Origin of the sequence: Rhodococcus sp. 14-2470-1b (genome assembly GCF_002259415.1) — a bacterium.
Classification (GTDB): Bacteria; Actinomycetota; Actinomycetes; order Mycobacteriales; family Mycobacteriaceae; genus Rhodococcoides.
This window is the reverse complement of record NZ_NPFY01000019.1, coordinates 108,600-122,156: the sequence shown is the minus strand read 5'-3', so window position 1 is coordinate 122,156 and position 13,557 is coordinate 108,600. Positions and strand designations below refer to the sequence as shown.

Genomic DNA, 13,557 nt, shown 5'->3' with positions numbered 1-13,557 from the left:
ATCTCCCGTCGAGTGAAGACACTTCGGTCAGGAGGTTAGTTCCCGTACCTTCACATCTCCCTGAATTCGACGACAAGAGAAGTGCACAAGTGCATCGAAGGCCCACGAAGACAATGCTTTTCGCGCACTCGGTAAACTCAGAATCAGGCTGATTCTATTGCCGGTCTCGGCAGAGGCGCTGTCACCACTGAACACCGTTGCCCTACGCGGTCACCAGATGTTCACTCCATCATTAGACGCTCGATGATTCGAAACCTTCTCCGTGGTCTGCAGGAACGCCATCATCGGTTCATGGCCCCAACGACAACAGCATGGCAGTGGCAGTTGGACGCGGTTTGCCGTGGGCACGGCACCACCGAAGACTCCGCAGGCCCCGATCCGATCTCCGATGTGTTCTTCTCCCCGTCGGGCGAAGGCAGGACCGCACGGCGCCAGCGCGAGAACAGGGCGAAGGTGTTGTGCGAACAATGCCCGGTCATCGTTCAGTGCCGTCAGTTCGCCCTCGCGACCAACGAGCCGTTCGGAGTGTGGGGTGGAATGACCGCCCGCGAACGGGCCCTGCGGCGCACGGCACTGAAGAAAGCCGGCTAGATCGCACTTCCCGCGAGTGGAAAACGTCGCGAGTGGAAGACTGTAGGGGTGAGCGACAAGGACGAGCCCCAGCGTTGGACCTACCTGATGGACATGGACGGTGTGCTCGTCCACGAGGATCACCTCATACCCGGCGCCGACGCGTTCGTCGCGGAGCTGCAGGCGAACGAGATTCCGTTCATCGTGCTCACCAACAACTCGATCCGCACACCCCGCGACCTGCGCGCGAGGCTCGAACGCACCGGCCTTAACATCCCCGAGAAGTCCATCTGGACGTCGGCACTGGCGACGGCCAACTTCCTGGGGAACCAACGTCCCCGAGGCAGCGCATACGTCGTCGGCGAATCAGGTCTGACGACGGCGCTGCACGACATCGGATACGTGCTCACCGACTCCAATCCGGACTACGTCGTGCTCGGTGAGACCCGCACCTACTCGTTCGAGGCCATCACCACCGCCATTCGCCTCGTCGAGAAGGGCGCTCGGTTCATCGCCACCAATCCCGACGCCACCGGGCCGTCGCGAGAAGGCTCCCTGCCCGCGACGGGGTCCGTCGCAGCCCTCATCACCAAGGCAACCGGCAAAGAGCCGTACTACGTCGGGAAGCCGAACGCGCTGATGATGCGCTCGGCGCTGCGCGCCATCGGCGGTCACTCCGAAAGCACGCTGATGATCGGTGACCGCATGGACACCGACGTTCTCTCCGGACTCGAAGCAGGCCTGCAGACCATCCTGGTACTCACCGGAATCTCCACGAAGACGTCCGTCGAGAACTACCCGTTCCGCCCGACGAAGGTGATCAACTCGGTCGCCGATCTCGTCGGCCGGACCCAGTCGCCGTTCTGATGGCGCCCTCGCCCACCGGTACACCGACCTTCGTTCTGTCACGCAGCACCTACAACGTCGAAGCAGACGGAGTGGAGAACGCGTACGCGTCGACGGACGACGCCGTCGCAGCCGTCCGCAGTGGAACGCCCGTCGTCGGTGCCCTGCCGTTCGACGACGCCGACCCGGTGGCCCTGACACACCCGACATCACTGCGTCGAACCGACGGTCCCTGGCGAGCGTTCACGAGTGCGCTGCCCCGGGTCCGCGTCGGAGAACAGATCCCTTCTGCGGAGGAACACGTCGCGCGCGTGCGCGCACTGGTGAACAGCATGCGCGACGGGTCGGTGCAGAAAGTGGTGCTGGCGCGATCGCTCCGATTGTTTGCCGACTCCCCGATCGACCCCATGGCCCTGCTCGGCACCCTCGTCGAGAAGGACGTCCTGGGAAACGGCTATGCCGTCGACCTCTCCGCAGCGGGGGCAGAGCATGCGGGCTCGTACCTCGTCGGGTCGAGCCCGGAGCTGTTGATTCGGCGCCACGGCCGCGCCGTGACATGCCATCCATTCGCCGGAACCGCGGCGCGCAGCGACATCCCCGACGAGGACGCCGCCATCGCCGCTCGCCTCGCAGCCAGCGCCAAGGACCAAGCCGAACACCGATTCGTCGTCGACGAGATCAGGTCCGCACTGGAACCGCTGTGCAGCGACCTCGACATCCCGCCGGAACCGCAGCTCAGCAGCACCCCGCAACTGTGGCACCTCAGCACACCCATCACCGGGACTCTGCGCGACGCGGCGACGACCTCGCTCGATCTGGCGATCGCCCTGCATCCCACACCTGCCGTCGCGGGCGTACCGCGCCGGGCGGCGATGGACGCGATCAAGCGGATCGAAGGACCACGGGGCTTCTACGCAGGCGCAGTCGGATGGGCCGACGCCGTGGGTGACGGTGAATGGATGGTGGCCATCCGAGGCCTCGAACTCGCCGCCGACGGCCGCTCGGCCCTCGCCACCGCCGGCGGCGGGATCGTCGCCCAATCCGACCCCGACGCCGAACTCGCCGAAACGACAGCCAAGTTCCGAACGGTACTGGCCGCCTTCGGCGTCTGAGCTCAGCCGAGCGCCTGCTTCAGGTCCGCGATGAGATCCTCGGTGTCCTCCAGGCCGATCGAGATACGAACGACCCCGTCGGAAAGACCCACTGCAGCACGGCCTTCCGGCCCCATGGCGCGATGCGTCGTGGTCGCAGGGTGCGTGATGAGAGTCTTCGAGTCGCCGAGGTTGTTGGAGATGTCGACGACACGCAGAGCGTCGAGCAACTCGAACGCACGCTTCTTGCCTTCGCCCTCCGGAGCAGCGAGCTCGAACGTGACGACGGTTCCGCCGCCCGTCATCTGACTCTTCGCCAGCTCGTGCTGCGGATGTGACTCCAGGAACGGGTATTTCACCCACGACACCGCAGGATGGGATTCGAGGAACGTCGCGATCTCGAGCGCCGACTGCGTCGAATGACGCACCCGAACCGGCATGGTCTCGAGACCCTTGAGCAGCGTCCACGCGTTGAACGGGCTCAGCGCAGGGCCGGTATGACGCATCAACGTCTGCACCGGGCCCTCGATGTACTCCTTGCTACCGAGAATCGCACCACCGAGGACACGTCCCTGGCCGTCGATGTGCTTGGTGCCGGAATACACCACCACATCCGCACCCAGTTCCAAGCTCTTCTGCAGCAACGGCGTCGCGAACACGTTGTCCAACACCACCGTTGCGCCCGCCGCGTGAGCAAGCTCGGACACACGCCTGACGTCCACCAGCGACTGCATCGGGTTCGACGGCGTCTCGAAGAACACCGCAGTCGTCGGTACCGACAGCGCCTCTTCCCACTGCGCGTTGTCTTCACCGTCGACGAACACGGTCTCGACGCCCCACCGCGGGAGGATCTCGTTGCACACCACGAAGCACGAACCGAACAAGCTGCGCGCAGCCACCAGACGGTCACCCGCCTTCAACAGCGCACCGAGGGCCGTGAACACCGCCGACATACCGCTGGAGGTACCGAAGCACGCCTCGGCGCCCTCGATCAACCGCAGTCGCTCCTCGAACATCTTGACCGTCGGATTGCCGTACCGCGAGTAGACGAAATGATCGATCTCCCCGGTGAACGCCTGCTCGGCCGCACCTGCGCTCTCGTAGACGAAGCCCGACGACAGATACAACGCTTCCGCATTCTCGTCGAACCCGGACCTCATCAACCCGCCGCGAACACCCAGCGTTCCCTGCCCCACACCGTCAGGCAGCTTCTTGTCGAAGCCTCCGCCCTTGGGCAGGCCCGGAATCCTCTGCTCGCTCACTGCTGCCTCCACGGAAGTCCCACTGCACGCCACCCGACGACGCCGCGGTGACCGTCGGCGTCGGTTGCACCCTCGAAACCGTCGAGCACGTTGTAGGACGGGCCGATACCCGCGGCCGTCGCGGCCTCCGCCGCACCGATGGAACGCTGACCGGAGCGGCACAGGAACACCACCGGGCGTTCGCCGTCGACACCGGCTTCCTTCAGCTGATCGACGAAATTCTCGTTCCGCGCGCCGTTCGGGTAGCTCACCCACTCGATCAGGTGAGTGGGCCGCTCGATCGACGACGTGTCCGGGACGCCGACGTACTGCCACTCGGCGTGCGTGCGGACGTCGACCAGAACTGCCTCGGGGTTGTCACGAAGCAGCTCCCAGGCCGCCTCCGGGGTTATGTCACCTGCGTAAGTCACGGATCAAGCCTTTCATACGTTGCACACCAGCCATTTGTCGTCGACGCGGACGAACTTCCACACCTCGCTCGACGTAGCCCCGGTCTTCTCGAACTTCGTCGGCACCGTGACGACCCCGCGGTCACCGTTGATCTCGTACTCACTGGGAGCCCCGTCGACCACAAGTTTGCCGTTCTCCTCCACATCGGCAACCCGAGCGTCGGTGTAGTCCTGATCGGACCCGGTGACGAGGCTGCTCACCTGCTCGTCACAGGTGACGGCGCGCAGAGCGTCGGCGTCGCCCTCGTTCTGGGCGTCGACGAACTCGGTGATGCTGTCGGTGAGCAACTGAGCCTGAGTGACGTTGTCCTCGGCGGGAGCGAACCGAGCCGCGAGAAAGATTCCGGCGAGCAGCACGACGACGATGCCGACGGCGATCAGAAACGGCCACGCGTTCGGCGGGCGGCGTTCACCCGACGCGGCAGCTGCTGCAGACGCGTTGTTCTGCGCTTCCTCACGACTGTCGACCCACTGTTGCCTACGTTCACGCCACGACGCCATGGCGACAATCTTCCCCGCCCGGCAAACCTCTAGTGCTGCTGGGGTCCGACTGGAATGTCGCCGCGCAGGGTGATGCGGTGCATCTTGCGGTGCTCGGTGCCGTAATCACGGTTGGCGTAGTGCGAGGTGCTCCGGTTGTCCCACAGCACCAGGTCACCGAGACGCCAGCGGTGACGCACCACGTGCTCCGGCTTGGTCAGATGCGCGTACAGGAAGTCGAGGATGCCCCGACTCTCCGCCTCGGAGACACCGACGATGTGCGACGTGAAACCAGGGTTGACGAAAATGCCCTTGCGACCGGTCTCCGGGTGCACCCGAACAACCGGATGCTCGACGGGTACCAGCGCAGTCACCTCTTTGCCGTCCCAGACGTTGCCCTTGCCTCCTCGCTTCTGCGCGAGGTAGTAGCCGAACTCGCGGTTACCGTCGTGCACCGCGGTCAGCTGGTCGATCATCTGCCGCACCGGCGCAGCCAACGACTCGTAGGCGAGCTGACTGTCCGCCCAGTTGGTGTCACCCCCGTGCGGAGGGAGGACGACGGGCCGCAGAATCGACCCCATCGGCGGACGCTCCATGAACGTCACGTCCGTGTGCCAGATGTCCGCGAACCCGTTGTCCTGACTGTCGAGGGCATAGACCTCGGCAGCGACATGACCACTGTCGTGCACCGGATGCCCCGCCGTCAGCTCGCCGAGCCGTCGACCGAAATCGATCTGCCCCGCATCGTCGAGGGACTGCCCGCGCAGTACCAGAACCTTGTGCTCGACCAGTGCGTCGCGCACCGCTCGAATGTGCGCATCGGACGCCGACGCCACATCGAGCCCGATCACCTCGGCACCGAAACTCGGGCCGAACTTGTCGAGCGTGAGTGAAACCGTGGTTTCCACAGTGGTCATGTCTGTCCTCGATTCATGATGGCCGCGGACGTTTCGACGGCGAGCCGCATGGCCCGTCCGCGCCGAGACCGTGGTCGGTGCAGCCGTACTGGATGTGTGGCGAAAGAAGCGAAGGGCGCTCAGAGGGCCCGGTGCGCGGGAGAGGTCACCGACAACACATGGTGGTGCAGGTACGACAAAGGTCCAGGGCGATTCGCCGGACCAGGAATGTCGTCTGCATGATGCAATTCCTACCTGAAACCGGGAAATAGCTCAAGTCCGGATGCCTTGGAGTGTGCCCGGAGTGCGACGTAGCCTTGAGTGACGACCACCAGCCCAGATCAGGTAACACTTAATTTATGCTGGGGTGTCCGTACATGCCCTCGACGAAGGTAGTTCGCTGCACATGACCGATCAGACTCGTCCACTCCGCGTCGCCATCGTCGGCGCCGGACCCGCAGGCATCTACGCCGCCGACGCACTCATGAAGTCCGACACAGATGTCAGTATCGACCTGTTCGAGCGCATGCCCGCACCCTTCGGCCTCATCCGCTACGGCGTCGCACCGGACCACCCCCGCATCAAAGGCATCATCACCGCCCTGCACAAGGTCCTCGACAAGCCCCAGGTCCGCCTGCTCGGCAACATCGACTACGGCACCGACATCACCCTCGACGACCTGCGCCGCTTCTACGACGCCGTCATCTTCTCCACCGGCGCCAACGCCGACCGCGCACTGAACATCCCCGGCATCGACCTCGACGGCAGCTACGGCGCCGCCGACTTCGTCTCCTGGTACGACGGCCACCCCGACGTCCCCCGCACCTGGCCCCTCGAGGCCGAGAAAGTCGCCGTCCTCGGCGTCGGCAACGTCGCCCTCGACGTCGCCCGCGTCCTCGCCAAGACCGGCGACGAACTCCTCCCCACCGAAATCCCTGCCAACGTCTACGAAGGCCTCAAAGCCAACAAGGCCCTCGAAGTCCACGTCTTCGGACGCCGCGGACCCGCGCAAGCCAAGTTCACCCCCCTCGAACTCCGCGAACTCGACCACTCCCCCAACATCGAGGTCATCGTCGCCCCCGAGGACATCGACTACGACGAAGGCTCCGAAGCCGCCCGCCGCGGATCCAAGCAGGTCGACATGGTCGCCAACACCCTGCAGGACTGGGCCATCCGCGATGTCGGCAACCGCCCCCACAAACTGTTCCTGCACTTCTTCGAATCCCCCACCGAAATCCTCGGCGAGAACGGCAAAGTCGTCGGACTACGCACCGAACGCACCGAACTCGACGGCACCGGCAACGTCCGCGGCACCGGCACCTACAACGACTGGGACGTCCAAGCGGTCTACCGCGCCGTCGGCTACCTCTCCCAGAACATCGCCCAACTCCCCTTCGACGACCAAGCCGGCACCATCCCCAACGAAGCAGGCCGCGTACTTGCCTCACCGGGTCATTCCGCAGACTCCACTCCCGGCCAATCCCCGTCCTCGACCACCCCGGTCCCGGCCACCTACGTCACCGGCTGGATCAAGCGTGGACCCGTCGGCCTGATCGGTCACACCAAGGGCGACGCCAACGAAACCGTCGCCAACCTCCTCGAGGACGCACCCGGCTTCACCGGCGCCACCGACCCCGAACTCGACGCGGTCACCACGTTCCTCGAAGACAAGAAGGTCCCCTTCACCACCTGGGACGGCTGGTACCGCCTCGACGCCCACGAACGCTCCCTCGGCGAACCCGAAGGCCGCGAACGCGTCAAGGTCGTCGAACGCGAAGAGATGGTCGCCGCGTCGAAGGAATGAGCACGTTGCGTTCCCGTGAGTAGTTCTGCACAGCACTTGTGTAGAACCACTCACGGGCACATCAACGAAGGACGAACCCTGAGTAGCCTTTCTCGGCGACCTCGTTGCACTTCTTCTCGTACTCCACGCAGCCGCCGACATAGGGCATGAAGATCTGCGGTTTCCCCGGAATGTTGGCTCCCATGTACCACGAGGCGGCCTTCGGAAACACCGTGTACGACGCCATCTCGTTGACGTGCGCCACCCAGCCGTCCTCTGCTTCCTGGGCGGGTTCGATGGTGTCGTATCCGTGAGAGCTCATGTAACCCAGTAGTTCCGCCGCCCATTCGACGTGTTGCTCGATGGCGGTGACCATGTTCGCCAGCACGGACGGGCTGCCCGATCCGGCAATGAGAAGCAGATTCGGGAAGCCTGCGACACCGAGGCCCAGGTAGGTGGTCGGTCCGTGCTGCCACTTGTTCTTCAGCGTCTCGCCGCCGACGCCGGTGATGTCGATACGATCGAGAGCACCGGTCATGGCGTCGAATCCGGTGGCGAGGCAGAGCACGTCGAACTCGTACTCCGCATCTCCGGTACGCGCTCCCGCGGGAGTGATCGATTCCAGTGGTGATTTCCGTAGATCCACCAAGGTGACATTGCCTCGGTTGTAGGTTTCGAAGTAGTTCGTGTCGACGCAGATTCGCTTGGCACCCAGCGGGTAACCGCGCGGGATCAACGATTCGGCAGTATCAGGGTCCTCGACAGTGGCGCGAATCTTGTCCCGGACATAATCGGCGACGGTGTCGTTCGCCTCGTCGGTGAGCATCAGGTCCTGATAGGCACCCAAGAGGGCGAATCCACCTTTGCCCCATCGCCCGTCGAACTCTTTCACCCGATCTTCGTAGGGCACATCCAGCGCGTTCTGCTCGTTGTCTCCACGCTCGACACCGGCCGACGACGCACGCGCCCGACGCCTACGCTCGGGATAGTTTGCCTTTACCTCGCGCTCGAACTCGGGGTCGAGCGGCCCGTTGAGCGCCGGCACCGAGAAACTCGCCGTACGTTGCAGCACGGTCAGGTGTTCAGCGACCATCGCGACCTCCGGAATGAGCTGAATGCCCGACGACCCCGTGCCGATCACCGCTACGCGCTTGCCGCTGAAATCGACCCCCTCCTTGGGCCAGTCTCCGGTGTGGTAGGTCCTGCCTGCAAAGCATTCCAGCCCAGGGATGTTCGGCGTCTGAGGAACCGACAGACACCCCGTTGCCATGATCAGAAACTGCGTCGTGACCCCCGCTCCGTCGGCGTATACCGTCCAGGTCCGCGTGTCCTCGTCGTACCGCGCCGACCGCACTCGCGTTGTCAGCGAGATGTCGCGTCGGAGATCGAATCGATCTGCAACGTGCTGTAGGTACTCGAAGATCTCGGGCTGCGCCGGATATCGCTCTTTCCACTTCCACTCCTGCTGCAACTCGTCGTCGAACGAGAACGAGTAGTCGACGCTCTCGACGTCGCACCGCGCACCTGGATACCGGTTCCAGAACCAGGTTCCTCCTACGTCGTCGCCTGCCTCGAAGAGATGGACGTTCAGGCCTTGGCCTCTGAGCTTCCACAGCAGGTAGAGGCCGGAGAAGCCAGCGCCCACGATGATCGCGTCGTGAGAACATCTCGTATTAGTGCGCATGATTAGCACGGTATTGGTGTAGCCTGGTTGTGTCAACGGTCACAAGCGCGGAGGGAGCAACCATGACCGACCAGTCACGTTGCCCAGTAGCCCATTTCGATCACAACTCGCCCGAGCACTCCGCTGACCCGATCGGTTCTTACAGCAAGTTTCGGTCCAAGCACGACATTGCATGGAGTGAGGCCAACGGAGGCTACTGGGTTCTCGCCGGATACGACGCAGTCTTCGAGGCCGCCCGCAACGACGACATCTTCACTTCACGCAGGACCCCCTCCGGTGGCGACGGACTGTCGGTGGTCATCCCCAAGACCCCTATGCATCAGCACATCCCGATCGAGCTCGATCCACCGGAGTTCCGGAAGTATCGCAAGATCGTCAACCTGATCACCGCGCCCGCCGCCGTCGGCCGGATGACGGACATGATCGCGCACTACACGACCTGGTTCATCGACGAGGTGATCGAAGCAGGCGAGTGCGACTTCTCGGACATCATCGGGGTGCCGTCGATCGTCACGATCGACTGGCTGGGAATTCCCACCGACGAGTGGCGTCGCTACTCCTCCGCGCACCGAGCAACTCTCGCATCTCCTCAGGACAGCCCGGAGTTCAAGCAGGCCGTCGAGGTGGACCTTCCCGCGTGCTCCGCACAGATGCACGAGACCATCGCCGCACGCCGCGAAAGCCCCACCGACGACGCCATCAGCTTCCTCGTTCAGCAGTCCATCGACGACCGCCCGATCACCGACGACGAGGTCTTCTCCATCGTCGAGTTGCTCATCTCCGGCGGCGTCGGGACTACCGCATCACTGGTGAGCCAGGCTCTCGTCTGGCTGCATCAGCATCATGACGCTCGGCAGAAGCTGATCGACGATCCGTCCCTGCTCGACCACGCGGTCGAGGAGTTTCTTCGGTATTTCTCCCCCACTCAGGCACTTGCCCGCACCGTCACCCAGGACATCGAGTTCAAGGGGTGCCCGATGCGTGAGGGCGACCGTGTTCTTCTGTCCTGGGCGTCGGCAAACCGCGACGAGGCCGCCGGATTCGAGAACCCCGACGAACTGGACATCGAGCGCTGGCCCAACCGGCACACGGCTTTCGGGTTGGGGGTACATCGTTGCGCCGGTTCGCATCTGGGCCGGGCGATGGCGTGTTCACTCATCGGCCAGATTCTCGAACGCATGCCGGACTTCGCCATCGACGAGTCCAAGATGCAGCGCTACATCCGGCAGGGCGTCAACGTGGGATTCCGTTCGCTCCCTGCAACGTTCACGCCAGGCGTTCGTCGCTCGATGTCCGCGTGAAGGGTAGAACCGCACTGGTCACTGGTGCAGGCGCAGGGATGGGCAAGGCCACGGCCCTCGCCTTCGCGAGGGAGGGCGCAGACGTCGTCGCCGCCGACATCGATGAAACTGCAGGGAAGAATACGGTTGACGAGATCGAATTTCTTGGTGCACGAGCCGAGTTCGTCAAGGTAGACGTCGCAGACTCCGGGCAGATTCACGATATGGTCGACGCCACCATCAGCAGCTTCGGCCGGCTCGACTTCGCCGTCAACAATGCAGCCATTGCTCCCGATCGTCTGCGTATCGTCGATGTCGACGAGGCCGAGTTCGCACGGATGCTGACGGTCAATCTCACTTCAGTCCTGCTGTGCATGAAATTCCAGATCAGAGCAATGCTCGACGCCGACCGCGGTGGTTCCGTCGTCAATATCGGTTCGGTTCGTTCTCTTCGAGCGCTGGCAGGTTCACCGGGATACACCGCAACCAAACACGCAGTCGTGGGCCTGAGCAACACCGCGGCACTCGAGTACGCCTCTGCCGGCATCCGCGTCAACACGGTCTGCCCTGGTCCGATCGACACACCGATGCTGCGGCAGGCGCGCGCACGCCGCGGAGAAACGGCAGAGTCCGACACCAAGACTCGTACCCCGTTGGGCCGACTCGGCACAGCGGACGAGGTGGCTCGAACCTCACTGTGGCTGTGCTCGGACGCAGCCTCGTTCGTCACCGGACAAACCATCGCCGTCGACGGCGGATTTTTGACACCATAGAGATCGACACGCAAAGGATTGGAACAATGACCAGCACCACCGACATCAGCACCGTCGTCACCGACAGAGCGTTCCTGGAATGCCCGCGCTGGCACGACGGACGGATCTGGATCTCGGATCTCTATGCCCACGAGGTACTTTCGATCGGAGACGACGGTGATGTTCGCGTCGAAGCGAATCTGACCGATCGCCCCTCCGGTCTCGGTTGGCTGCCCGACGGACGTCTGCTGATCGTCTCCATGGTCGACGGGCTCGTGCTTCGACGCGAGAACGACGGCACGCTCGTCACCCACGCCGACGTGTCCCACCTTGCCACCGGCAAGTTGAACGACATGGTCGTCGACGAACGCGGGCATGCCTACATCAGCACGTTCGGATTCGAGTTTCGCAGCAGGTCGTACGTCGAATCCGCAGTACTCATCCATGTAGCTCTCAACGGAGACGCCGACATAGCAGCGGGAGATCTACTGTTCCCCAACGGATCCGTCATCACGAAGGACCGCACCCTGGTCGTCGCCGAGTCCATGGGCAACCGATTGACCGCATTCGACATCGCCGACGATGGTGGCTTGTCGAACCGTCGCACCTGGGCGGCGTTCGGTCCCGAGGTTCCCCGCACCACGGTCAAGGACGCGATGAGCGCAGCACAGGTCGCACCGGACGGCATCAGCCTCGACTCCGAAGGTGCAATCTGGGTTGCAGATGCCCTGCATCAGAGATTGATCCGTGTCATCGAAGGCGGGGAGATCGTCGAAGAGAAAGTCTTCCCGACAGGTGTGTTCGCCTGCATGCTCGGCGGGCAGGACGGCAGGACCCTGTTTGCCTGCGCTGCACCGTCGTCCTCGGAGCACGCACGCCAGGACACCCGGGACGCGAGCCTACTCTCGGTCAGGGTCGACATACCGGCGTAACCCGAAGAAGAAGGGCCCCTCTTACGTAAGAGGGGCCCTTCTTCGTGGGAAAAGCTAGTTCGCGAACTGAATCAGCTTGGTCTCGAGGAACGAACTAAGGCCTTCGACGTTGCCTTCACGCCCCAGGCCGGACTGCTTGTATCCACCGAAAGGCTGCGTGACGCACATGTCCCAGCCGTTGATCGAGATCTGTCCCGTGCGGACGCGTCGGGCGATGCTCTCCGCGAGCGCAGTATCCTCGGCGTACACGGCTCCGGAGAGTCCGTAATCGGAATCGTTGGCGATGGCGATGGCCTCCTCGACATCGTCGAACGGGATCACCACGACGACCGGACCGAAGATTTCTTCTTGTGCGATGCGCATGTCGTTGGTGACGTCGGCGAAGAGCGTCGGCTCGACGTACCAGCCCTTGTCCAACCCGGCCGGGCGTCCACCACCGGTCACGAGCCTGGCGCCCTCGGCCTTGCCGACCTCGATGTAGTCGAGTACGCGGGTGCGCTGTCGCTCGGCGGCGAGCGGTCCGATCACGGTGCCGTCCTCACGTGGATCGCCCACGGACACCGATTCGAAGATCGCCTTGACGGTCTCCACCACCTCGTCCTGACGGTGACGCGGGACGACGATGCGGGTGATGGCCGCGCAGACCTGACCGCTGTGGCCGATACCTGCGAACGCAAGGCCGGGGAACACCTTGTCGAGGGCGATGTCGTCGGCGATGATGCCTGCAGATTTTCCGCCCAGTTCCAGCGTGACCCGTGCGATGCGCTCACCGCAGATACTCATGATCTTGCGTCCGGCGATGGTCGATCCGGTGAACGAAATCTTGTCGACGTCTTTGTGCCGCACCAGATATTCACCGGTCTCACGGCCACCTGGCAGCAGGGAGATGACGCCCTCGGGCAGACCGGCTGCTTCGAGTGCTTCGGCGAGCAGCATGGTACTGACCGGGCCTTCGGGTGCAGGCTTGAGCACGACCGTGCAACCGGCGGCGAGTGCAGGCGCGATCTTCAGCGAGGCCGTGGCGACCGGGCCGTTCCACGGGATGATCGTCGCGACGACGCCGATGGGCTCGCGGACGAGCTTGCCGTGGCCTTCGGGCCAGCTGCGCTCTTCTTCGAATTCGAATCGTTCGTGAAGGGTGGAGGCGTCGCCCCACATCTTGAGTGCGTTGTTGTGGAATGCGACGCTCGCGCCCGCCGGTGCGCCGATCTCGGCGGTGAAAGCTGTCGCCATGGCGTCGAATCGCTTCTCCACCTCTTCTTGGATACGGATGAGGTACTTCGACCGTTCGGCGGCGGTGAGACGCGGCCATGGGCCTTCGTCGAACGCCTTCCGTGCGGCAGCGACGGCTTTGTCGATGTCGGCTGGCTGCGCTTCGGGAACGGTCGCGAGCAATTCCTCGGTGATCGGGGAGACGACTTCGATCACTTCGTCGCTGGACGGCTCGACCCACTTTCCTCCGATGAACAGTTTGTCGTAACTCTTGAGTGTGGTGGGGACTGTAGCGGTCATCGGTACATCACTCCTGTTGT

Annotated in this window: 13 protein-coding genes; 7 read left to right on the top strand and 6 right to left on the bottom strand. The window is 63.7% G+C overall.

Features of this window, described 5'->3' with window-relative positions:
• Positions 1-291 precede the first annotated feature (291 nt).
• Genes CH293_RS14860 through CH293_RS14850 form a run of 3 tightly spaced genes read left to right on the top strand, consistent with a single transcriptional unit; the run spans position 292 to position 2,528 of the window.
• A complete protein-coding gene (locus tag CH293_RS14860; RefSeq protein ID WP_026347446.1) occupies positions 292-591 on the top strand; it encodes a WhiB family transcriptional regulator in 300 nt (99 codons plus the stop codon).
• Positions 592-639: 48 nt separating this feature from the next.
• Positions 640-1,437 carry an HAD-IIA family hydrolase gene (locus CH293_RS14855; RefSeq protein WP_019663197.1) on the top strand — a complete coding sequence of 266 codons (798 nt, stop codon included), beginning with the start codon at positions 640-642 and terminating at the stop codon, positions 1,435-1,437.
• Complete coding sequence (locus CH293_RS14850; RefSeq protein WP_094720650.1) at positions 1,437-2,528, top strand: isochorismate synthase MenF; 1,092 nt, start codon at positions 1,437-1,439, stop codon at positions 2,526-2,528. Before CH293_RS14855 ends, CH293_RS14850 begins: the two co-directional genes overlap by 1 nt.
• Before the next feature lie 2 nt (positions 2,529-2,530).
• Here CH293_RS14850 and CH293_RS14845 read toward each other — a convergent pair whose 3' ends face one another.
• The 4 genes from CH293_RS14845 to CH293_RS14830 are packed head-to-tail and all read right to left on the bottom strand — an operon-like array spanning position 2,531 to position 5,615.
• Entirely contained in the window at positions 2,531-3,754 is a 1,224-nt protein-coding gene (locus CH293_RS14845) for an O-succinylhomoserine sulfhydrylase (protein WP_026347444.1), read from the bottom strand.
• 11 nt (positions 3,755-3,765) lie between these two features.
• Complete coding sequence (locus tag CH293_RS14840; protein ID WP_019663194.1) at positions 3,766-4,179, bottom strand: rhodanese-like domain-containing protein; 414 nt, start codon at positions 4,177-4,179, stop codon at positions 3,766-3,768.
• Positions 4,180-4,191: 12 nt separating this feature from the next.
• A complete protein-coding gene (locus CH293_RS14835) occupies positions 4,192-4,719 on the bottom strand; it encodes a hypothetical protein (RefSeq protein ID WP_019663193.1) in 528 nt (175 codons plus the stop codon).
• 29 nt (positions 4,720-4,748) lie between these two features.
• Positions 4,749-5,615: a TauD/TfdA family dioxygenase gene (locus tag CH293_RS14830; protein ID WP_019663192.1), complete on the bottom strand. Its 867-nt coding sequence runs from the start codon at positions 5,613-5,615 to the stop codon at positions 4,749-4,751.
• Between the two features lie 385 nt (positions 5,616-6,000).
• Between CH293_RS14830 and CH293_RS14825 the strand changes: the two genes are divergently transcribed.
• Positions 6,001-7,398 carry an FAD-dependent oxidoreductase gene (locus CH293_RS14825; protein WP_094720649.1) on the top strand — a complete coding sequence of 466 codons (1,398 nt, stop codon included), beginning with the start codon at positions 6,001-6,003 and terminating at the stop codon, positions 7,396-7,398.
• 61 nt (positions 7,399-7,459) lie between these two features.
• Here CH293_RS14825 and CH293_RS14820 read toward each other — a convergent pair whose 3' ends face one another.
• A complete protein-coding gene (locus CH293_RS14820) occupies positions 7,460-9,061 on the bottom strand; it encodes an NAD(P)/FAD-dependent oxidoreductase (RefSeq protein ID WP_255122864.1) in 1,602 nt (533 codons plus the stop codon).
• A gap of 62 nt (positions 9,062-9,123) precedes the next feature.
• Between CH293_RS14820 and CH293_RS14815 the strand changes: the two genes are divergently transcribed.
• From CH293_RS14815 to CH293_RS14805, 3 genes are read left to right on the top strand one after another with little or no spacing between them, the layout of a single operon-like run.
• Complete coding sequence (locus CH293_RS14815; protein ID WP_094720648.1) at positions 9,124-10,362, top strand: cytochrome P450; 1,239 nt, start codon at positions 9,124-9,126, stop codon at positions 10,360-10,362.
• Positions 10,359-11,114, top strand: coding sequence for an SDR family NAD(P)-dependent oxidoreductase (locus CH293_RS14810; protein WP_094720647.1), 756 nt, complete (start codon positions 10,359-10,361; stop codon positions 11,112-11,114). Before CH293_RS14815 ends, CH293_RS14810 begins: the two co-directional genes overlap by 4 nt.
• A gap of 26 nt (positions 11,115-11,140) precedes the next feature.
• The gene (locus CH293_RS14805; protein ID WP_094720646.1) at positions 11,141-12,025 is read left to right on the top strand and encodes an SMP-30/gluconolactonase/LRE family protein; all 885 of its coding nucleotides are present in this window, start codon (positions 11,141-11,143) and stop codon (positions 12,023-12,025) included.
• Positions 12,026-12,079: 54 nt separating this feature from the next.
• Here the strand turns inward: CH293_RS14805 and CH293_RS14800 are convergent, their stop codons facing one another.
• A complete protein-coding gene (locus CH293_RS14800; protein ID WP_094720645.1) occupies positions 12,080-13,537 on the bottom strand; it encodes an aldehyde dehydrogenase in 1,458 nt (485 codons plus the stop codon).
• Positions 13,538-13,557 lie beyond the last annotated feature (20 nt).